Raw genomic sequence first — 23058 nt, 5'->3', positions numbered from 1 at the left:
CCTTCCCCCTCCGGGGGAAGGTGGTCCGAAGGACCGGATGAGGGGCAAATAAAAAACTCCGAAGCAATCGCTTCGGAGTTTCCTTTTTCTAAATTTGCTATTAGCCCTGAGAGATAGCTGAAACAGGGCACTGAGCTGCGCAAGAACCGCAATCGATGCATGTATCAGGATCGATGTTGAACTGTGAGTCTCCCTGAGAAATAGCAGAAACAGGGCACTGACCTGCGCATGATCCGCAGCTGATGCAAGAATCACTAATAACGTATGCCATATCAAAAATCTCCTTCCTGAAAAAAGTTTGTAATATCTTGGCGATCGGAAAGCCACTTCCAATCAATATTACCTACTACAAAGGATATGATAATATAATTGTCTGTTTTACGCAAGCAATTTAACGATAACTTTTATCTATAAAATAATAGTTTATAAAAGATTTATTATTTTTAGATTTTCGTTATTTTGTTTAGAAAAATTATCAGGGGATGTGCCGAGAAATGGCTTATTTCCGTTGACTTTGGGATTTTACAATGTTAGAATTTAAATTGCGCGTAGTGCGTACATTAGCGATTTTACGGCATAGGTGTGTAAAAGCTTAACATGCCTATCCTGAAAATCCATATTAATCTTATTAAAGGTAGGAGGAATAGAAATGGCAAGAAACATGAAAACCATGGACGGTAACGAGGCTGCTGCATATGCTTCATATGCGTTTACCGAAGTTGCTGCCATGTACCCGATCACTCCTTCATCAGTTATGCCTGAGCATGTTGATGAGTGGGCAACTGCCGGAAAGAAGAACATCTTCGGCCGTACAGTACAGATCACAGAGATGCAGTCAGAGGCAGGTGCAGCAGGTGCTGTACACGGATCTCTTGTAGCAGGTGCACTTACATCTACTTACACTGCATCACAGGGACTTCTTCTTATGATCCCTGATATCTATAAGGTAGCAGGTGAGAGACTCCCCGGCGTGTTCAATGTATCAGCTCGTTGTGTAGCTTCACACGCTCTGAACATTTTCGGTGATCATTCTGATGTTTATGCATGCCGTCAGACAGGTGCTGCAATGCTTTGTAGCTCAAGCGTACAGGAGGTTATGGATCTTACACCTGTATCTTACATGTCTGCAATCGAAGGAAAACTTCCTTTCATTAATTTCTTTGATGGTTTCCGTACATCACACGAAATCCAGAAGATCGAGGTTTGGGATTACAAGGATCTCGATGAGATGGTTAATCATGAGGCTATTGACGAGTTCAAGGCTAACGCCCTTAACCCGAATCACCCTCGTCAGATGGGTTCAGCTCAGAACCCTGATATCTTCTTCCAGGCTAGAGAGGCTTGCAACACAGGTTACGACGAGCTTCCTGCAATTGTTCAGAAGTACATGGACAAGGTTAATGCTAAGCTTGGCACAGATTACAAGCTCTTCAACTACTACGGAGCTGCAGATGCTGAGACAATCATCATCGCTATGGGTTCTGTAAACGATACAATCGAGGAGACAATCGACTACCTTGCTAAGAAGGGTCAGAAGGTCGGCGTAGTTAAGGTTAGACTTTATCGTCCTTTCGATGCTAAGGCACTTGCCAGCGCTATCCCTGCAAGCGTTAAGAGAATTGCAGTTCTTGACAGAACTAAGGAGCCCGGTTCTTACCGTGAGCCTCTTGCTCTTGATGTTATCGCTGCTCTTAAGGGCACTAAGTTCGAGTCTGTTCCGGTTATGTGCGGACGTTACGGTCTTGGTTCCAAGGATACAACTCCTGAGCAGATCGTTGCTGTATTCAACAACACAGACAAAGAGCAGTTCACAATCGGTATCAATGATGATGTTACACATCTTTCACTTGATGCTGGTGAGCCCCTTGTTACAACTCCCGAGGGAACAACCAACTGTAAGTTCTGGGGTCTTGGTGCTGACGGTACTGTTGGTGCTAACAAGAACTCCATCAAGATCATCGGTGACAACACAGACATGTATGCTCAGGCATACTTCGATTATGACTCTAAGAAGTCAGGTGGTGTTACAATGTCTCACCTTAGATTTGGTAAGACTCCTATCAAGTCAACTTACCTCATCAAGAAGGCAGACTTCGTAGCTTGCCACAATCCTTCATACATCCGCAAGTTCAACATGGCTCAGGAGCTTGTTGACGGTGGATCATTCCTTCTTAACTGCCCTTGGACAGTAGATCAGCTTGAGGCTGAGATCCCCGGCCAGGTTAAGAAGTTCATGTATGACCACAAGATCAACTTCTATATCATGAACGGTTCCAAGATCGGTGTAGAAGTAGGTATGGGTCCTACAAGAATTAACACAATCCTTCAGTCTGCATTTTTCAATATCACAAAGATCATTCCTGAAGATCAGGCTATCAAGTTCATGAAGGATGCTGCTCAGAAGACATACGGCCGTAAGGGTGAAGATGTCGTTAAGAAGAACTGGGATGCTATCGATGCCGGTGCAGATCCGAAGAACCTTATCAAGGTTGAGATCCCTGAGAGCTGGAAGGACGCTAAGGACGAAGGTCTTGAGTTCACAGAGGCTAAGGGCGATCGTAAGGACGTTGTTGATTTCGTTAACAACATTCAGGCTAAGGTTAATTCTCAGGAAGGTAACACCCTTAAGGTTTCCGATCTCCTTCCTTATGTTGATGGTTCCACACCTAGTGGTTCTGCTGCATTCGAGAAGAGAGGTATTGCAGTTAACGTTCCGAAGTGGGATGCTACAAAGTGCGTAGAGTGTGGATTCTGCTCACTCGTTTGTCCTCACGCTGCAATCAGAACAGTTGCTCTTACAGACGACGAAGTTGCTAAGGCTCCTGAAGGACTTCAGACAAAGGATCTCAACGGAGTTCCCGGATACAAGTTCTCAGTTGTTATCTCTGCACTCGATTGTACAGGATGCGGCTCATGTGCTAATGTCTGCGTAGGTAACAAGGCAGGCGAGACTCTTAAGATGGGCGCTATCGCTGATAATAAGGATGAGCAGAAGTACTTCGATTATGCTGTTAAGACTCCTGTTAAGACAGAAGTTGTTGAGAAGCTTAAAGAGACAACAATCAGAGGTTCACAGTTCAAGCAGCCTCTCCTTGAGTTCTCAGGCGCTTGCGCAGGTTGTGGTGAGACACCTTATGTTAAGCTTGTTACTCAGCTCTTTGGTGACAGAATGTACGTTGCTAACGCTACAGGATGTACATCAATCTGGGGTAACTCCTCACCTTCAACACCTTACACAGTAAACGAAAAGGGCCAGGGTCCTGCATGGGATAACTCCCTGTTCGAGGATAATGCTGAGTTTGGTTTCGGTATGGTTCTTGCACAGAACGCACTCCGTGACGCTATCAAGGAGAAGGTAGAAGAGATCGCAGCTGGCAGCGGTTCCGCTAAGGACGCAGCTCAGAAGTGGCTCGACACATTCTCAAACGGCGCTACAAACACAGCTGCTACAGAAGAGCTCGTAGCTGCACTTTCTGGCGACAGCTCAGATGCTGCTAAGTATGTTCTTAAGAATAAGGACTTCGCAGCTAAGAAGTCACAGTGGATCTTCGGTGGTGACGGATGGGCATTCGATATCGGATTCGGTGGTCTCGATCACGTACTTGCTTCCGGTAAGGATGTAAACGTTCTCGTTGTTAACACTGAGGTTTACTCAAATACAGGCGGACAGTCTTCTAAGGCCACACCTACAGGTGCTGTTGCACAGTTCGCTGCAGGCGGTAAGGAGATCAAGCAGAAGGATCTCGCTTCTATCGCAATGAGCTATGGTTATGTATATGTTGCTCAGATCGCTATGGGTGCTGATATGAACCAGACACTTAAGGCAATCGCTGAGGCAGAGGCATATCCGGGACCTTCACTCATCATCGCTTATGCTCCTTGTATCAACCAGGGTCTCAAGTCCGGTATGAACAAGGTTATGGACGAAGAGAAGAAGGCAGTAGCAACAGGTTACTGGCATATGTTCAGATTCAATCCTGCTGCTGAGCAGAAGTTCACTCTTGACAGCAAGGCTCCTACAGAGGAGTATCAGGACTTCCTTGACGGTGAGGTTAGATATCTTTCACTTAAGCTTAAGAATCCTGAGAGAGCACAGAAGCTCTATGCTAAGTCAAAGGAGAATGCACAGGAGCGTCTTGAGTATCTGAATAAGTTGGTTACACTTTATTCAAAGTAATTAACTAATAAACAAGGAAAGGCTTCGGAGAAATCCGAAGCCTTTTTATATCCCCTCATCCGTCGGCTACGCCGACACCTTCCCCCGGAGGGGGAAGGTATAAATAAAAAACTTCCCCAGTCAGGGGAAGTTTCCTTATAAATCTTATTAAATTTCAGATAATTTCTGAATTGCATTATCCTTAATTATCACCTGATAATGCTCATCCAGATACTGTTCACTGATAGAACTTGCTGACTCGGATCTGCCGTACTCGGACAGGATTGAGCAGAGCTTCTGCAAAACTGAAGCGGATTCGTTACCCGGGTGAATCAGTAGGTAGAGTCTTCCGTTGCTGTCGCTCTTGTACAAGGTGTTGCGAACAGAAGCACTGGTTCTGTTCAGCTGTGCGAACTTCATCACATCATGCATTGTTGCAAAAGAGAACAGGAAGAACGGATCGACTGCAGCTTTACCGGCATTGGAAGAAGGTCTCTGCGGAGCTTCCTTCTTTGCGGTGTTCAGAACGCGGTCTATCTCATCTGAATCGGAAGTTGATTCATTTTTCAGACGCTGGAACAGATCCATGACGTCTTCTTCCTCAGCAGCTTCGTTATCTGTACCTGAGACTTCACTTTGTATTGAAGGTGAGAAATTGGCAAATCTGGTGTCCAGTTCCTCGGGATCTTCAACTTTTGTTATTATTAAAATGATGCATTCGGAATTGATCGGAACTGCTTCAATCATAAGCGGAATGTCCTCCGCGTCGAAGCCAAACTGGTAATTGGCCTGCTGCATCATGTCGCGAAACAGGTCCTTCGCCTTCTCGGTTCCGTATGCAAGTTCGCTGATTTTCAGCTGTCTGCTTGCAAGATCTTCCTTAGTAAGTGTGCATCGGATTTGGCAATCATTAACTCGCTCGATTTTCATGCGATGCCCTCCATAAAAAAGGTTGTTACATATGTATATATAGTTATTAAATGTTATAGGAAACAACTGCATGTGTCAATACTTCTATCGACATGTTTAGTAATTTAATATATAGGTTAGAATTATAAAAAAATATAAAATTGAAATTAGGTGTTGACAATATGATTCTGGTCGTGTATATTACATACTCGTGGTGCCTCTGAGAGTACGTATCGGAGAGGAGGCATGGTACACAACATTTGAATATTACGATTGTTCCGTCGTTCTTGACGGAATGTCTTACAAGTTCATCCGAGAATCATCGGAAGAAATCAAATCCCTGTAAATTATTTTTTAATTAGTACAAACTTACAACAAAGTATTAACTTGCAGGAATTGTTTTAACTATAGAAATGAATTTTTACTATAGGAATGAATTGTGATACGAGAAGAGGCACCAGTGCCAAACGCCTCGGCTCGTAATCCCACTTCGCATATCAAAAATTGTAAGCAATTACTTTTGGATTTCGAAAGCGGTTAAGGAAACTATCACTTATGTTACATCTAACTTTTGAGCCTTCTTTTGGAATCTAACCTTTGATATTCGAATTTTAGTTGATAAATATTGACTGGAGGCCCCACCACCGGTTACGACACGCATAATTAAGACAAATAAAATGTGTCAAATTCGGTATGCGGGGTGCGGATTACAGAGCCGCCGGCAAAATGGCAATTAAACTACATAATATGGTATAATAAGCGATTGGAAGGAGTCACAGATGAAGAAAAAGATTAAACCGGTGATTTTCATAATCGCTCTTATTATATTATTTGGACTTATATATGCGGGTCAGCTTGCCTTCGAGCGTTTTTCCTATACGAAGGAGCGGGTGGACCTTAATGAATACTATGGCCTTACTGACCCTACGCAGGCTGTTTTGATTCTAAATGACAAGCTCATGGAGGAGAAGGCCGGATATTACAATGATAGATATTACCTGGACTATGACCTCGTCCAGACAGATATAAGCAACAGATTCTACTACGGCGCTGATGACGGGATTTTGATTTATACAGGTCCGAATGCGATTTATACTGCCACGGTCGGTGAGAGCACCATCACCTCTTCCGCGGGAGACAGCGAGGATCTGGGCTTTCCGGCATCTCTGCTTGAGGGTGATAAGCTCTATGTGTCTGTGGATTATCTGAAAAAATTCGCTTCCATGAAATATGAGAGTTTCGCTGATGAAGGCCCTGCCAGAATCAGGATTTATACGGCGGCTGCCGGGGAGAGCCAGAACGGAACCCTTAAGAAGGATATTGCTATCAGGAAGCTTGGCGGTAGGAAGAGTGAGGTTGTAACCGAGGCTCCTGCCGGCACGGTTACTGTGATCGAGGAGATGGAGGAGTGGTCCAGAGTCATCTCATCCAACGGTCATATCGGATATGTAGAGAACAAGCATATCAAGGATATTGCGCCCGTAGTAGTGAGCGTGGACGACGGTGAGGGAAAAGTTGCCCTTGGAGAGTATACTTCTATGTCACTTGGATCAAAAGTTAACATGGGATTCCATCCGATAGGCGGCATCCAGGGAAATGAGACGGTTTCCGGTATTCTTGCGCAGGCTAAATCCTTGAACGTCATTTCACCCACCTGGTTTTCGCTTGATGGAAATGAAGGAAATATCTCAAGCTATGCAACTCATGATTATGTAACTGCAGCGCATGCGGCAGGAGTGCAGGTCTGGGCGGCTGTTGATAATTTCAATAATCCGAATGGCTGTGATACCGAGGCTGTTGTTTCACATGCGGCTTTCAGAGCGAATCTTATCGCAAACCTCATGGCGCAGCAGGCTGAGTTTGGCTTTGACGGAATAAATGTGGACTTCGAGCTTATCGATGAGAGCTATAGCCGTTCTTATCTGGAGTTTTTGAGAGAGCTGTCGGTGGCATGCCGTCAGAATCAGATTGTTTTGTCTGTCGATGACTATGTGCCGATGGATTTTAATGATCATTATGACCTTACCGAGCAGGGAATTGTCTGCGATTACGTAATTATAATGGGATATGACGAGCATTATTCCGGTTCGTCCGAGGCAGGCTCTGTCGCATCCATCGGATATGTTGAGAGCGGTATACAAAAAGCGCTCGAGCAGGTTCCGGCAGAGAAGCTTGTAAATTCCGTGCCTTTCTATACAAGATTGTGGACAACCAGCGGCGGAGAGCTTTCAAGTAAGGCTTTTCATATGGACGGCGTAGCAAATGTGATTTCCGAAAAGGGAATCGAGCTTAAGTGGGATGAGAACACATGCCAGTACTACGGCGAAGCAACCGCTGAAAACGGCGATTTCTATCAGATATGGAACGAAGACGCGAGATCCCTTGAGGCTAAGCTGAATGTAATGCAGAGCGCCGGCATCGCCGGAGTTGCGGAGTGGGCCCTCGGGTTCGAAACCGCAGATGTTTGGGATGTAATTGCGGAGTATATGAGTAAATAAGCCGTCCCCTTGGGGGGAATAAAGATATACCAAAGGAAACCATGAACACTGAATTAATTCAAATTAACGAAAATAACATAGATGCCGCCGCCCTTGCGGCCTTGCAGCGAGCCGGCACAATCCTAAAAAACGGCGGTCTTGTCGCTTTTCCCACAGAGACGGTCTACGGTCTTGGCGGAGATGCACTTAATCCGAAGTCTTCCATGAAGATATATTCCGCGAAGGGCAGGCCCTCAGACAATCCGCTGATAGTGCACGTTGCGGACATGGAGTCAATCGAAAAGATAGTAAAAAAGCTTCCGGAGGCGGCATACAAGCTTGCTGAGGTGCTTTGGCCGGGACCCCTTACTATGATAATGGAAAAATCGCAGGTAGTTCCCTATGAGACGACAGGAGGTCTGGAAACCGTTGCGATAAGGATGCCCAGCAATAAAATCGCAGCTGAGCTGATCAGACAGTCGGGCGGATATATCGCGGCACCTAGCGCAAATCTCTCGGGAAGACCAAGTCCCACCGAAGCAAAGTACTGCATCGAGGACTTAGACGGCAGAGTTGATATGATAATTGACGGAGGACAGGTTGGAATCGGCCTGGAATCTACTATAATAGACTTAACTTCGGATACGCCCATGATTCTGCGCCCGGGATATGTGACGCAGAAGATGCTTTCCGATATTCTCGGGGATGTTAGCATTGATAAGACAATTCTCAGTGCCGACAGCGGTGTTAAGCCCAAGGCTCCCGGGATGAAGTACAGACATTATGCTCCCAAAGGCGATCTTACTATAGTTGAAGGCGAACCTGATAAGGTTACGGCATACATCAACGAGAAGATCTTGGAGCACAGCAAAAACGGAGAACGAACCGGTGTCATCGCAACAGATGAGACTCGTGATAAATACAGAGCCGACGTCGTAAAATGCGCGGGAAGCCGAGAGGACGAGGAAGAGATTGCAAGAAATCTTTTCAGTATTCTGCGGCAGTTCGACGATGAGGATGTAAAATGCATGTATTCCGAGGCTTTTGATGATACGGGACTCGGACAGGCAATAATGAACAGACTGCTGAAGGCAGCTGGACATAAGGTAGTGAGGGTGTAAAGCTGGCCCCTCATCCGGCGCTACGCGCCACCTTCCCCCCAAGGGGAAGGCAAGAATAATAAAAGCCTTCCCCCTCCGGGGGAAGGTGTCAGCGAAGCTGACGGATGAGGGGAAAAAATTAAAGAAGAGGAGAATGAAAAAATGATAGCACTTGGAAGTGACCACGGCGGATTTGACATCAAGCAGGTGGTAATCGAGCATCTTAAGGAGAGGGGCATAGAGTACAAGGATTTTGGTACCTATGATAAGAACTCCTGTGATTATCCGATTTTCGGAAAGGCGGCAGCAGAGGCTGTTGCAAGCGGCGAGTGTGAGAAGGGAATCGTTATCTGCACAACAGGTATCGGTATCTCAATTATCGCCAACAAGGTAAAGGGCATCAGATGCGCTCTTTGCTCAGAGCCTCATTCAGCGAGGCTCACACGTGAGCACAACGATGCGAATGTACTTGCCATGGGAGGAGCGCTTATCGGCCCCGATATGGCAATTGATATTGTGGATACATTCCTGGACACAGAGTTTTCAGGACTTGAGAAGCATGTGAGAAGAATTGGGGAGATCACGGACGCGGAGGCGTAAATCCCCTCATCCGGATGAGGGGAAAAGGAGGAAGAGTATGAAACGAGAAGATTACATTTCCTGGGACGAGTATTTCATGGGCGTTGCAAAGCTTGCAGCTATGCGCTCCAAGGATCCCAACACGCAGGTGGGAACTTGTATTGTCAGCGAGGATAACAAGATTTTATCCATGGGCTACAACGGTTTCCCGATTGGCTGTGATGATGATGATTTTCCGTGGGAGAGGGACGGGGAGGATGAGCTTGCCACAAAATATCCCTTCGTAACCCATAGTGAGCTCAATGCCATCTTAAATTACAGAGGCGGCAGCCTTGAAGGGGCTAAGCTTTATGTATCTCTTTTTCCCTGTAATGAATGCGCAAAGGCAATAATTCAGGCCGGCATAAGGACTGTCGTGTATGACAGCGATAAATACAGCACCTCAGCTGCAACAAGAGCATCCAAGAAGATGTTCGATGCGGCGGGAGTGAAGTATTATCCTTATAGCAGGTCAGGTAAGAACATACACATAGAAATATAATCAGAGGAAAACCAGTGAAAAGTTATTGGGGTAGAGTCATGCGGCTCGTCGCAGTAACAATGGCGATAGTTCTGTGCATAAATTGGGGGAGTGCGGGAACTACAGTTAAGGCGACCGAGGAGACTAAGAAAGCTTTGCGGGAAGCAAAGGACAAACTCAATGAGACCAAGGGACAGCTGAGTGAGACTCAGGATCAGCTCGATGACAAGAAGGAAGATATTTCTAATCTGCATCAGGAAAAGAGCGTTCTTGAGAATAAGCTCGACGACCTGAACAGTCAGCTTACGGAGGTTAGCAACAATCTTTCGGATCTTGAAAATCAGATCGATGCCAAGACCGATGAGATCAACACGACCCAGGCTGAGCTTGAGGCCGCAATCAGCACTAAGGATGCCCAGTACGCAGCGATGAAGAAGCGTGTGCAGTTTATCTATGAAAAGGAGAGCTTCATGCTCATGGATATGCTGACAGATGTGGGCAGCTTTGCGGATTTTCTTAATCACAGCAGCTATGTTGCGTCCCTTTCTTCCTATGACAGGAAGATGCTTGATCAGTACAAGCAGACCTGTGCGCAGATCGATGAGAAAGAGAAGACTCTTCAGTCAGAGAAGACTGAGCTCGATCAGTGTAAGGTTGAAGTTGAGGCTGAGCAGAGCCGCGTATCGGGGCTTGTCAGCAAGACCAGTGGCAGCATAAGTGAATACAAGAAGAATATCTCGACCGCAGAGGAAGAAGCCAAGAATATCGAGAGCAAGGCGAAGGAGTATGAAAATCAGGTAGCTGAGCAGAATGCCGATGTAAAGGCTCTTGAGGCGAAGCTCGCTGAGGAAATTCGTTTGTCAAAATTGGCGGCTAAGTCAAAGTGGAGAAATATTTCGGATGTTCAGTTTGCGGAAGGAGACAGATATCTTCTGGCAAATCTGATATATTGCGAGGCGGGTGGAGAACCCTACGAGGGAAAAGTCGCCGTTGGAGCGGTTGTTATCAACAGAGTGCTTAGCTCTGTTTATCCTGATACAGTTGTAGGTGTTATTTACCAGAATGCACAGTTTTCACCCGTGGGTAGCGGAAGACTCGCGCTTGCGCTTGCAAACGGAGATGCAAACGAGGCCTGCTATCTGGCAGCAGATGCCGCTATGAGCGGCGCAACAAACGTAGGAAACTGCGTTTATTTCAGAACTCCGATTCCGGGGCTTACCGGAATCAATATCGGCGGGCATGTGTTCTATTAAAGCCTTCCCCTTGGGGGGAAGGTGGTCCGAAGGACCGGATGAGGGGCTCTTAACGCAGAGCCTTAATTATAGGAGACTCCAAGGCCGAAATTGTATTTTCATAAATCGCATCCATCAGATTCCCCAATGAATGAAGCGCGGTCTTGAGCTGTTTTTCATCAATAAGCTTCTGCTCGAAGGCCTCAGCCAGTTCATCCAGGTCGAGGATGCGGATTTTGCCGTCGGGGTAGATGACTACGTCGGCGAGAAGATCCAGGGTTACGATGGAATTTTCCTCGGGACCCTGCTGATATTCGACTATATCGCAGTACCAGTACATGAGACTGGAGTCAGCACGATAAAACTTGCTGATCTTATAACCGCGTTTTAAATAATAACAGGAATAGCCGTGTGACAAATCGGACCGTGGGTGTATCGCTTCCCACGCTGTGACAATGGTGTTATCATCACATTGCAGGATACGGTCGTCCTTTAGCAGAATGCATTCATTCGGAATAATACGTTTACGATATAGAACAGGGTAACTCATGATTCCCCCTATCTGCGCACTTGCGCTTTTATCTGACGTTTTTAAGTTAGAAAAATATTACCGCGATGAGTGTAAGAAGTCAATGGAATTAAGGCATAAGGATTTATAATGAAAAAAACAATCATCAAGATTATATATACAATCGTTGTTTTTATTGTTTCACTTCTTCTTATTGGGCATTTCACCAATGTTGAGACAGTTGATATGACTGCCAGGATGGGTGCGCCCACTTTTCCCACAGTGACCTTTGAATCGGGTGGAAAACAGATAAATATGCTCCACGGCTATGCGCAGGAGATGGATGTTGCGCACATGCACGGGGAGATTATGCCCACCGATGCCCAGAGAACGATTTCTTTTCAGATGAACACCTATGGTGAGAGCATCTCTGATTTGAAATTTGAGGTCAGACAGGTCTCCGGTAACAGTCTGGTTGAGAACTCGGATATCACCGATTATTCGCAGGACGGGGAGATTATCAAGGGAAAATTCCAGATGAAGGATCTAATTGATCCGGGAAAAGAGTACATACTTGTTATTCTGGCAAATGTAAACGGCAAAACTGCAAGATATTATGAGAGGGTTATCTGGACCGAAGAGGATAACGCTTATCATACCAGAGAAATCGTTGATTTTGCGCTGAATTTCTCGAATATGACTTTTAATAATGCGGAGCACTCGGAGGAACTGGCAAAGTATCTGGAGTCAAATGCGGATGGGGACAATACTTCCTTTAGCCATGTGACGATCAACAGCAGCTACGAGCAGGTGACTTGGGGTGGTCTTAACATTGTAGCACGTACAGATCCCAAGGTTTTTGTGAGGGATGTGCATCCCCAGACTTCCATAATTGTGCTTGATTATCAGGTAACTCAGAAAATCGAGGACGGCACAGAGAAGCTCTATAACGTAGAAGAGGCTTACAGAATCAGATATACTTCCGATAGAATTTACCTCCTCAATTTTGACAGAACGATGAATTATGTGTTCAATGCGGACACTTCGGATATTACGGACAATGTTATCAGTCTGTGGATCACCGATCCGAACGTTACCGTGAAGGAGAGCGATGGCGGCGGTGTTTTCGCTTTTGTAAGTGAGGACAGGCTCTATGTTTACAACGGTACCGGTAACAAGATTGCGCTGGTATTCGGTTTTTACAATGATGAATATACTGATGACCGCGCGACCTTTATGGGCAATACGATTCATATTCTGAGCGTGGATGAGGCCGGAAATGTGGAATTCGTGGTTTCGGGCTATATGAACCGCGGAGACCATGAGGGTTATGTGGGTAATGCTGTTTATAAGTATGATTCACAGCTAAATACTATTGAGGAGATGGCGTTTATCTCATCCAAACTTCATCAGGATATCATAAGGTCCTACTCCGAGAAGGTGCTCTATATAAGTACAAGCGGTGCGCTTTTCATAAAGCTCGATGGTGATGTGTATATGATCGACCTGGATTCCAGAAGCCAGAAGAAGCTCATCGAAAATCTGTCTGAGGACAGATACTGCATCTCTGAGTCGGGAAGTATTATTGCATGGCATTCAGAAGATAAAAAGACGGTGCAGATCATGAATCTCAGCACCCAGGTTACTTCCGATATTGAAGCTGAGAGCGGTGATTTCGTGAAGGTTCTGGGCTTTATGGGCGAGGATCTCGTGTACGGTATGGCACATGAATATGATGTGCACAGCGACCGTATGGGAAGCACGGTATATGGAATGCACAGCATTCACATCGTAGACAGCGATGGTAATATTCTGGAAAATTACAGCCCCGACCAGGGCGTTGTGACCGGTGTCAGGATCGAAGATAATGTCATAAGGCTTTCCCGTGCACAGTGGAACGATGGCAGCCAGCTTTACGATGAGCTCATAGACGACCAGATCATGAGTACTCTGAAAAAAGAGGTTGGAAGTAATTTCATATCTGTTGCTGCAACCGAGAATTACAAGAATATCACACAGATCAACGTCAAGAGTAATGTTAAGAAGAAGTCACTTATTCTCCAGACTCCCAATATGACTCTGTTCGAGGGAAGTCGTGATGTGCAGATAGATTCTGACAGGAGCATGGATGAAAATCCCTACTATTTTGTCTACGGTCTAAGCGGTTTAAAGAGTATCTATGACAACCCTGCCGAAGCAGTTAACGATGCCTATGACGCTGCCGGAGTTGTAGTAAACGACATCAACCAGTATGTCTGGGTTAGAGGTAACCTGCTGACTTCAAATCAGATTATGTATATAACCAATCTGGCTGAGACCAGAGAGAATATGACCGCCGAGAATTCAACAAGTGTCTGCCTTGATATGATCCTCCAGCACAGAGGAATCAATGTTAACGTTGATTCTATGCTGGAACAGGGCAAAACTGTTGTTGATATTTTGAGTGAAAGTCTCGTGAATGCCAAGGTTCTCGAACTCGATGGCTGCAAGATGGAAGCGATGCTCTATTATGTAAATCAGGACATCCCCGTCATGGCAACCTTAAACGACGGCAGCAGTCTCCTTATCATCGGCTTCAATGAGATGAACACGGTTCTCATGGAACCCACCACCGGAAGAGTCTACAAGTTCGGAAGAGAAGACTCCAACAACTTGTTTGAGAACAACGGAAATCACTTCGTCACCTACTTACCGGGATTAGAGAATTAATAAAAGCCTTCCCCCGGAGGGGAAGGCTTTAAATTCAAAGGCCTGCGAGCAACGCTCGCAGGCCTTCCTTTTTAATTATCAAGTTCGCCATTATTATATCTGGCAATGATGCTATTAATTCTCTCAACCGGATTAAGCAGGTCGCTGATGGATGCGTCGTGGTTGAGTGTATCGATGAGGTAAGCGATGTACTTACTCATATCGCAGCTGATGTACCATTCTCTGGAGAGAAGCTCGGGAGTCTGGTAGATCAGGTTGGTGGTGAGGATTCTGTCGATGAGGCCTTCGTTGTAGGCTTCGTCGAATCTCTCAAGACCGCTGGTGAAGAGGCCGAAGGTTGAGAAAGCGTAGATGTGAGCTGCTTTTCTCTGCTTAAGGGCTTTGGCTACATCGATGAGGCTCTCACCTGAGGAAATCATGTCATCTACAATGATAACATCCTTGCCCTCAACGGAGGTGCCGAGGAACTCGTGTGATACGATGGGGTTACGTCCGTCCACAACCTGAGTGTAGTCACGGCGCTTGTAGAACATTCCGACATCGAGACCCATAACACTTGCAAGATAGATTGCACGGCCCATTCCACCCTCATCAGGGGAGATGACCATCATGTGATCTGAATCAATCTTGAGATCCTTGATATTTCTCAAAAGTGCTTTAATAAACTGATAAGTGGTACGAACTGTCTCGAATCCGTTGAGCGGGATTGCGTTCTGTACTCTGGGATCGTGAGCGTCGAAGGTGATTATGTTATCAACACCCATGCTCACAAGCTCCTGAAGAGCGATTGCGCAGTCAAGAGATTCTCTTGAGGAGCGCTTATGCTGGCGGCTCTCGTAGAGGAAAGGCATGATAACTGTGATTCTTCTCGCCTTACCGCCTACGGCTGCGATAATTCTCTTGAGATCCTGATAGTGATCGTCAGGAGACATATGATTTTCTTTTCCAAAAAGTGAATAAGTTAATGAATGGTTACATACATCGACCATGATGTAGAGGTCATCACCTCTGACTGACTGCTTGATAACACCCTTGGCCTCGCCGCTTCCGAATCTCGGAACCTCGGCCTTAAGAAGATAGGACGGGCGCTCATAACCTGTAAATGCAAGGCTGCCCTTGTGCTCGTTTTCGCGCTCCTGGCGCCACTTCACAAGATAGTAGTCAACCTTCTCCCCCAGTGTCTTGCACCCCTTGAGTGGGATAATTCCCAGAGAACCAACGGGGATTGTTTCAAGGTTACGTTTTTCTTCACGTCTTGGCATTGCCAAAATTCCTCACTTTCTGTTCTGGACCTTTTTCATGATGCGTATATCCCTGCCTGTAAGCTTGCACAGATGATACGTGCTCGCAATTCTCGAAGATACACGCTCAGAATACATGGACTTGATATCGTCCAATGAAAAATTAGTAGTGATAATGGTAGATCTGTTCCTGATAAGTCTCTCATTAATACAAGTGAAAAGCTGCGGAATCGAGTTATTGGTAACATGCTCGGTTCCGAGATCATCGATTATGAGCAGCTCTGTGTTGTACAGGTCATCCAGGAGAGTGCGCAGCTCATCCGATTTCTTGAAATCGAAGGAGTTGGTCTGCAAAAGCGAGAACAGGGAAGCAGCGCTGAAATACAGCACGGAATGCCCCATATCCAGTATCTCCTTGGCTATACAAATTGAAAGGAACGATTTACCAGTACCAACTGTACCATAAAAGAGCAGATTTGGGTATAAAGTTTCAAAATTCTTAATAAATTCTTTGGAAGTTTTAACAGCTCCGCGGAAGTGATCCAGGTCCTCGCCCGTGTAATATTCCTCGGACATGAGGTCAAAATTGGCGTCCTCAGCGAGTCTGTTGATATTCGACTGGGCATAGAGACGCTCTATAACTCTCTGCTTAAAACAGGAGCATTTTTCACTGCCAACATAGCCGGTGTCCTTGCAAAGGGGACACTCATACTGCATCTCAAGGTAATCTACGGGCAGATTGGCCTCGCGAAGAAGGCTCTTTTTCTGCTCGGAGACTTCAACGAGCTGTCTGTGGAGCTCGGATCTGTCCAGCTTCTCGCCATTTAAAAGTCTGCGGCCGAAGGCGGCGCTTCTCTTGCCTGTTTCCTGCTCGAGTACAAGATATCCGGGAACATGCTGCTCTACGTACTTGATGCGCTTGGTGAGCTCGCGGCGCTTGATGGTGCGAAGCGTCTCATAATCGTGCATTATTTCGTCGTACTGAGTATTTGTTAATGCCATAATTCTGCCCTACCTTCCTGATTAATTATCAAGTAACTGATTCTCAAGACTGGATAGATCATAATCATTTTGTTTGAATTGATGAAAACGGTTATTGGTTTTTACGGCTTCTGCCTTGCGGGAGCTCTCTTTGCGGGCTGTCTCTTTGCCGAAGGCTCCGTCGAGTGCCTTTACATCGGAGAGTGCCTTAACTCCTGCCTTGAACCAGCTCTTCAGGATGCCGTCGCAGTACTGAACGCGCTTAACCTGTGTCTGAAGCACGGTGCGTCTGCAAGCCTCTGTGATGATGGTGAGGGAAAAGCCGTATTCAGCCTGCCATCTGTCGAAGTACTGAAGCTCTGTCGGAGTCGGAGCGTTCTGCATTCCGAGCTCCTTCATTATCTGATACGCGGTTCTGGTGGCTGTGACCTCGAGAGCTGCCTGCTCGGGAGATGTGATGCCTTTTTCATGCCAAGCCATAGCTACCTTGCGTACGTAGTCGAAATCTGTCTTCCCTTTGCCTACGCAGTGCTGAAGTAGGTAGTCAAGAAGGTCCTCGGAGAATTCAAGGGTATCCTGAATATAGTAGATTGTCTTGACTTCGCTACTGTTGAGTGTTCTTCCAAAATACTGTTCAGCTACGAAAAGCATCTGAGGATTGTCCTTATGAGGTGCTTTTTTCTCCGGTGTTTTTTTCACTACAGAATATCTTGATGGTGCTTCGTGCTCAGGTGTGCGTACAGAATGCAGACCTGTGATCTTTGCAGCTTTTTTGGGAAAAATGTCCTGCATATGAATCCCAACGAGCATGCCTGAACCGTCGAGCTCGAGGGATATAAGCCCCAGCTCCTCCCAATACCTGAGGGCTCGCTGAACATCCTTCTCAGTGTAGTTAAATTTATCGGCAAGGTCACAAACACTTGTAGCCATGCCTGAGCACATCATACGAAGCAGATAAAGATAGACCTTTATCTGAGCATCATTAGCATCCGCAAGATATTCATCTATAAAAATGTTGGAAAGTGATGTCGTTGACATCATAGAATTTTGATTGATAGTTACTCGCCCCATCATGTGTTGCTTCACCCACTTTTTTCATATTTTTTCTCTTAATTCGTTTTGAATTATACACCGAAGAGGGCCGGCTGCAAATGGGAAAAGTGACGAAGAAATGTCAGGTGGGGACTGAGCTTAAACATTTTCGAACCCTTGTGGACATTGTGGATAACGTGGATTATTTTATAAATTTTTTATAAAAATCCGCTGAATCAAGAGGCGGCGACCAGATGATGTCAGCGGATGTTATCCACATGGTATTTCGATTAAATTGTATAAGGTGTAAGTGGATAGAGTGGAAAATCAAAGACCCAAAAGGTCATTGGCGATATCTACCACATTCCCTGCCCCCATGGTTATCAACATGTCATCCTTCGTGCAATTTTGTAGAAGAAATTTTTCTATCTCATCAAAGGACGGAAAATAGAAACATTCATGTCCGAGGGATTCGATTTTCTCCTTCAGGGTTCTGGAGCTGATGCCCAGATTGTCGGTCTCTCTGGCCGCGTAGATGTCAGCGATGATGAGCTTATCCGCAGGCAGAAGGGCATTTGCGAACTCGTCCATTAGCGCCTTTGTCCGTGTAAAGGTGTGAGGCTGGAAAACCACCCAGAGAGTTTTGTGCGGATAATTTTTTGCAGCACTGAGTGTCGCAGCTATCTCTGTCGGATGATGAGCATAGTCGTCGATGATGGTGAGACCGTCCACACATCCTCTGTATTCGAAGCGCCTTCCGGTTCCTGTAAAGGATGTAAGACCAGCGGCGATCTCTGCCTCGGGAACATCAAAAACGTCGGCTGCAGCAGCAGCAGCGAGGGCGTTACCTACGTTGTGCTTTCCGGGAACCTTGAGACTTACACCGAAGGATGATCCGTCTCTTCTATTAATAGTGAAAGAAGCGTTGCCGAAATCATCGTAGGTTATATCTGTAGGATAGTAGTCGAATTCATCGGTAAAACCGTAGGTTTTTATGCCACACTTTAAGCCGTCTGTAAGTTCTGACAGGTTCGGGATCTCTCCGTTTATAACAAGAGTTCCGTCCTCGGGGATGAGCTCTGCAAACTTGTGGAAGGAGTTCCTGATGTCATCAAGGTCCTTGAAGAAGTCGAGGTGATCCGCATCCACGTTCAGAATAATTCCAACTCCCGGGAAAAAGCTGAGGAAGCTGTTGGTGTATTCGCAGGCCTCGGTTACGAAGTATTTGGAAGCACCGATTCTGATGTTGCCGCCAATGTCCTTTAAATTTCCTCCGATTGAAATGGTGGGATCCATGTTATTCTCAAGAAGTATCTTGGAGACCATCGCGGTTGTGGTGGTCTTACCATGGGTTCCCGCAACATTAATAGGAAGGTAGTAGTGCTTCATTATCTGACCGAGAAGCTCAGCTCTTGTCAGCATCGGGATTCCGAGCTCCTTTGACTTTGCAAACTCGGGATTATCGGGATGAATGGCAGCTGTGTAAACCACGAGCTCAGGCTTATCGCCTGCGGTGAGGTTATCTGCCTTTTGTCCGATGTAGACTTTAATTCCGGCCTTCTTGAGATTCTCTGTTACGTCAGACTCGGCTCTGTCTGAGCCGCTGACCTTGAAACCTCTGTCGGCAAGTACCATGGCGAGGCCGCTCATTGAGATGCCGCCGATACCGATGAAATATACGTTTATTGGGTTATCAAAGCTTATCTGATACATATGCGTCCTTTCGTGTCCCCTCATCCGGCGCTGCGCGCCACCTTCCCCCAGAGGGGGAAGGCAAGAAATCATATAGCCTTCCCCTTGGGGGGAAGGTGCCCGAAGGGCGGATGAGGGGATTCCTCTTTTCTATAAAAATACATCTAATAGGAAGAAGTGTCAAAATCCTTCCCCCGAAATACCTCCCAAATCTTACGAAAAACTCGCCATGATTTTTGTAAACTCGTTCCCTTTAAATAATTAGTGTGATATACTTTAAATGGTGGTTTATGTGGGGGCATAGAAAAGCCACGATCATAGACCGCGGGAACTATATTACTTCATAGGAAATTCTACATTTTTTATGACAACGAGGTCTTAACATGATAAAAAAAGAGATGATTGCCATGCTACTGGCAGGCGGACAGGGCAGCCGACTTGGTGTACTTACATCCAAGATGGCGAAACCGGCAGTTTCATTTGGCGGTAAATACCGCATCATTGATTTTCCACTCAGTAATTGCATTAATTCAGGTGTAGATACAGTGGGCGTACTTACACAGTACAGACCGCTGCGTCTTAATTCGCATATCGGAATCGGTATTCCGTGGGATCTTGACCGTAATATAGGTGGCGTTACCATTCTGCCTCCGTACGAGAAGAGTGCGAACAGTGAGTGGTATACAGGTACTGCGAATGCTATTTTCCAGAATCTTGAGTATATGGAGAATTACCATCCGGATTATGTTCTCATTCTTTCGGGAGATCATATCTATAAGATGGATTATGAGACAATGCTCGATTTTCATAAGGCTAACGGCGCAGATGTTACTATCGCGGTTATGCCTGTGCCGATCGAGGAGGCCAGCAGATTCGGTATTATGATTACCGATGAGGACAGGAAAATTGTGGACTTTGAGGAGAAACCCGAGAAGCCCAGATCAAACCTTGCTTCTATGGGTATCTATATTTTCTCATGGGAGTCGCTGAAGGAAGCGCTTATTACCAATCAGGATCAGCCCGGCCTGGATTTTGGTAAGCACATCATTCCTTATTGTAAGGAGAAGGGTCAGTCCCTTTACGCATATGAATTCGACGGCTACTGGAAGGATGTAGGAACTCTTACATCATACTGGGAGGCCAACATGGAACTCATCGACATCGTTCCGGAGTTCAACCTCTACGAGGAGTATTGGAAGATATACACCAGAAACGATGTTCAGCCTCCGCAGTACCTTGGCCCCGAGAGTTCTACCTCAAGAAGTATCATCGGCGAGGGATCGGAGATCTACGGAGAGGTACACAACTCCGTAATAGGATGCGGAGTTAAGATTGGAAGAGGCACGATTGTAAGCCATTCCATCATTATGAACGGAACCGTCATCGGTGAAAATTGTAATATTGAGAAGGCTGTAATTGCCGAGCATGTTGATATTGGTAACAACGTAAGACTCGGTGAGGGTGATGAAGTTCAGAACGAGACCAAGCCCGGAATTTACAGAGACGGAATCGTAACAATCGGAGAGAAGTCAGTGGTTCCCAGCGGTGTATCCGTAGGAAAGAACACGATGATCTCCGGAGTAACTACCGAAAAGGACTATCCTGACGGAAGTTTGGATAGCGGAAGAACATTGGATAAGGCAGGTGATAGGTAGTGAGAGCGATTGGAATTATTCTTGCCGGTGGTGGAAGTAACCGCATGCACGAGCTTTCTAAGAACAGAGCAGTTTGTGCTATGCCAGTGGCCGGATTTTACAGAAGCATAGATTTTGCACTTAGTAATATGACGAACTCCCACATTCAGACGGTGGCGGTTTTCACGCAGTACAATGCAGGAAGCCTTAACACACACCTGTCATCATCGAAGTGGTGGGACTTCGGACGTAAGCAGGGAGGTCTTTACGTATTCACTCCCGCAGCCAAGGCAAACGGAAATCTCTGGTACAGAGGAACGGCGGATGCCATTGCGCAGAACCTCAGCTTTTTAAAGAGCTGTCATGAACCCTATGTGGTTATCACCTCCGGTGACTGCGTGTACAAGATGGATTACAACAAGCTCCTTGAGTACCACATCGATAAGCAGGCTGACATCACTGTTGTATGCAAGGATGTGCCGGCAGACATCGATACCGAGAGATTCGGAACCATTCGTATGAATGAGGAGAGCCGTATCGAGGAGTTCGAGGAGAAGCCGGTAGTGGCGAGATCCAACACGATTTCCTGCGGTATATACGTCATCAGAAGACGTCAGCTCATAGAGCTCATAGAAAAAGCTCAGACCGAGGAGAGATTCGATTTCGTTAGGGATATCCTGGTTCGTTACAAGGATATGAAGAGAATCTACGGTTACAAGCTTAAGTCCTATTGGAACAACATCGCTTCCGTTGAGGATTACTTCAGAACCAACATGGATTTCCTGAAGCCTGAAGTTAGAAATTATTTCTTCAACGAGTACCCGGGTGTTTACACAAAGGTTGTGGACCTTCCTCCCGCAAAGTACAACGTGGGAGTCAAGGTTGCCAACAGTCTTATCTCCAGCGGTTGTATCGTAAACGGAATGGTTGAGGATTCGGTTATTTTCAAGGGTGCATTCATCGGAAATAACTGCTACATCAAGAATTCGATTATTCTGAATGATGTTTACATCGGAGATAACACGCACATTGAGAATTGTATCGTCGAGAGCCATGGAACCATCCAGGCGAACTCCTATTACAAGGGAGAGAACGGTATAAAAATAGTAGTAGAAAACAATGAGAGGTATGTAATCTAAGTATTCATTTTTTACATTTCTAAAAGGGGGACAAAGCAGGATGAATATTACAGATGTTCGTGTTAGAAAAGTTGCAAAGCAGGGCAAAATGCGTGCCATCGTTTCAATCACCATTGACAATGAGTTCGTTGTTCATGACATCAAGGTGATCGAGGGCGACAAGGGTTTGTTTATCGCAATGCCCAGCAAAAAGTCAGTCGATGGAGAGTATCGTGACATCGCTCATCCGATTAATTCAGATACGAGAAGGCTGCTTCAGGATACCATTTTGAAGGCTTACGACGAGGCTTCAGACGAAGTGATCGACTCAAGACCGGTTGAGACCGAAGCCGCACCTACAGGAGTGGGAAGTCTTTTCTAAGCGGGTTTTTATACTACAAAAAGAATAATTGTGCTAATATATGGGGAGCGACGAATTCGTTGCTCCCTATTTAATTAAAATAAAGCCTTCCCCCCCCCCTGGGGGGCGCTCGACGTCCGGGGGACGTCGGTCCAGCGCGGACCGAAGCGGAGCGTAGACAAGGTGGCGCGAAGCGCCGGATGAGGGGACTCATATGTACTTAATCGCAGGCCTCGGAAACCCCGAGCGAAAATACAACGCCACCCGCCACAACGTTGGCTTTGGCGTAATAGATGTTTTATCAGAAAAATATGATATAGACCTGACCGAGATGAAGTTCAAGGGTATGTATGGAAAGGGCAGGATCGGCTCCGAAAAGGTAATCCTCCTTAAGCCGCTGACCTACATGAATCTCAGCGGAGAATCCATAAGGCCCGTCGCGGACTACTTCAAGATTGATACGAAGACTGAGCTCATCGTGCTCTCCGACGATATCGATCTTGATCCCGGTCGAATCAGAGTTCGTCCCAGCGGAAGCGCCGGTGGCCACAACGGTCTTAAGAATATAATCGCGCAGCTTGGCCACGACGAGTTCGCACGAGTCAGAGTCGGAGTTGGCAAGAAGCCGCCCCGCATAGACCTTGCAGACTGGGTCCTCGGACACTTCGACGACGAGGACACAGCTCTTGTTATGGAAGCAATGGACCACGCAGCCGACGCCGTTCGAGTTATCATGGAAGATGGCGTCAACTCCGCCATGAACAAGTGGAACGGATACAAACCAGAGTAAATAATACCTTCCCCTTGGG

General features: G+C 46.2%; 18 protein-coding genes. 11 read left to right on the top strand and 7 right to left on the bottom strand.

The genetic code is table 11. From position 1 onward, the window contains the following. Positions 1-100: 100 nt before the first annotated feature. The gene (locus tag G596_RS0103250) at positions 101-271 is read right to left on the bottom strand and encodes a DUF362 domain-containing protein (protein ID WP_022760404.1); all 171 of its coding nucleotides are present in this window, start codon (positions 269-271) and stop codon (positions 101-103) included. Between the two features lie 378 nt (positions 272-649). On the opposite strand from G596_RS0103250, the gene nifJ reads away from it, so the two are divergent. Then, positions 650-4177, top strand: a complete 3528-nt coding sequence (gene nifJ, locus G596_RS0103245) for a pyruvate:ferredoxin (flavodoxin) oxidoreductase (protein ID WP_022760403.1) — start codon at positions 650-652, stop codon at positions 4175-4177. A gap of 147 nt (positions 4178-4324) precedes the next feature. Here the strand turns inward: nifJ and G596_RS0103240 are convergent, their stop codons facing one another. Next, positions 4325-5086, bottom strand: a complete 762-nt coding sequence (locus G596_RS0103240; RefSeq protein ID WP_022760402.1) for an adaptor protein MecA — start codon at positions 5084-5086, stop codon at positions 4325-4327. Between the two features lie 758 nt (positions 5087-5844). Between G596_RS0103240 and G596_RS0103235 the strand changes: the two genes are divergently transcribed. From G596_RS0103235 to G596_RS0103215, 5 genes are all read left to right on the top strand, one after another. Further along, positions 5845-7563: a glycosyl hydrolase family 18 protein gene (locus tag G596_RS0103235; RefSeq protein WP_022760401.1), complete on the top strand. Its 1719-nt coding sequence runs from the start codon at positions 5845-5847 to the stop codon at positions 7561-7563. Between the two features lie 41 nt (positions 7564-7604). Continuing rightward, positions 7605-8663 (top strand): L-threonylcarbamoyladenylate synthase, encoded by a 1059-nt coding sequence (locus tag G596_RS0103230; protein WP_022760400.1) that lies wholly within the window; start codon positions 7605-7607, stop codon positions 8661-8663. 141 nt (positions 8664-8804) lie between these two features. Then, positions 8805-9242, top strand: a complete 438-nt coding sequence (gene rpiB / locus G596_RS0103225; protein WP_022760399.1) for a ribose 5-phosphate isomerase B — start codon at positions 8805-8807, stop codon at positions 9240-9242. Positions 9243-9279: 37 nt separating this feature from the next. Next, positions 9280-9762, top strand: coding sequence for a deoxycytidylate deaminase (locus G596_RS0103220; protein WP_022760398.1), 483 nt, complete (start codon positions 9280-9282; stop codon positions 9760-9762). 14 nt (positions 9763-9776) lie between these two features. Then, positions 9777-10994, top strand: coding sequence for a cell wall hydrolase (locus G596_RS0103215; RefSeq protein WP_026671174.1), 1218 nt, complete (start codon positions 9777-9779; stop codon positions 10992-10994). Positions 10995-11043: 49 nt separating this feature from the next. On the opposite strand, the gene G596_RS0103210 is transcribed toward G596_RS0103215, so the two are convergent. Then, entirely contained in the window at positions 11044-11523 is a 480-nt protein-coding gene (locus G596_RS0103210) for a DUF402 domain-containing protein (protein WP_022760396.1), read from the bottom strand. Between the two features lie 108 nt (positions 11524-11631). Here G596_RS0103210 and G596_RS0103205 point away from each other — a divergent pair, with 108 nt between their 5' ends. Next, complete coding sequence (locus G596_RS0103205) at positions 11632-14190, top strand: hypothetical protein (protein WP_022760395.1); 2559 nt, start codon at positions 11632-11634, stop codon at positions 14188-14190. Between the two features lie 71 nt (positions 14191-14261). On the opposite strand, the gene G596_RS0103200 is transcribed toward G596_RS0103205, so the two are convergent. From G596_RS0103200 to murC, 4 genes are all read right to left on the bottom strand, one after another. Further along, complete coding sequence (locus G596_RS0103200) at positions 14262-15452, bottom strand: ribose-phosphate pyrophosphokinase (protein ID WP_022760394.1); 1191 nt, start codon at positions 15450-15452, stop codon at positions 14262-14264. 12 nt (positions 15453-15464) lie between these two features. Further along, complete coding sequence (locus G596_RS0103195; protein WP_022760393.1) at positions 15465-16433, bottom strand: ATP-binding protein; 969 nt, start codon at positions 16431-16433, stop codon at positions 15465-15467. A 21-nt stretch (positions 16434-16454) separates the two neighbouring features. Next, complete coding sequence (locus tag G596_RS0103190) at positions 16455-17453, bottom strand: DnaD domain protein (RefSeq protein ID WP_022760392.1); 999 nt, start codon at positions 17451-17453, stop codon at positions 16455-16457. 318 nt (positions 17454-17771) lie between these two features. Beyond that, positions 17772-19157, bottom strand: a complete 1386-nt coding sequence (murC, locus tag G596_RS0103180; RefSeq protein ID WP_026671172.1) for a UDP-N-acetylmuramate--L-alanine ligase — start codon at positions 19155-19157, stop codon at positions 17772-17774. Between the two features lie 362 nt (positions 19158-19519). On the opposite strand from murC, the gene G596_RS0103175 reads away from it, so the two are divergent. The 4 genes from G596_RS0103175 (at position 19520) to pth (ending at position 23039) form a co-directional block, all read left to right on the top strand. After that, entirely contained in the window at positions 19520-20791 is a 1272-nt protein-coding gene (locus G596_RS0103175) for a glucose-1-phosphate adenylyltransferase (RefSeq protein ID WP_022760389.1), read from the top strand. Next, complete coding sequence (gene glgD, locus G596_RS0103170; protein ID WP_022760388.1) at positions 20791-21909, top strand: glucose-1-phosphate adenylyltransferase subunit GlgD; 1119 nt, start codon at positions 20791-20793, stop codon at positions 21907-21909. Before G596_RS0103175 ends, glgD begins: the two co-directional genes overlap by 1 nt. A gap of 40 nt (positions 21910-21949) precedes the next feature. Next, on the top strand, positions 21950-22270 hold the full coding sequence (gene spoVG / locus G596_RS0103165) for a septation regulator SpoVG (protein WP_022760387.1): 321 nt from the start codon (positions 21950-21952) through the stop codon (positions 22268-22270). A 193-nt stretch (positions 22271-22463) separates the two neighbouring features. Continuing rightward, a complete protein-coding gene (pth, locus tag G596_RS0103160) occupies positions 22464-23039 on the top strand; it encodes an aminoacyl-tRNA hydrolase (protein ID WP_022760386.1) in 576 nt (191 codons plus the stop codon). Positions 23040-23058: the final 19 nt, after the last annotated feature.

It is taken from the genome of Butyrivibrio sp. AD3002 (assembly GCF_000420905.1).
Classification (GTDB): domain Bacteria; phylum Bacillota; class Clostridia; order Lachnospirales; family Lachnospiraceae; genus Butyrivibrio.
This window is presented reverse-complemented; position numbering and strand designations above follow the sequence as displayed.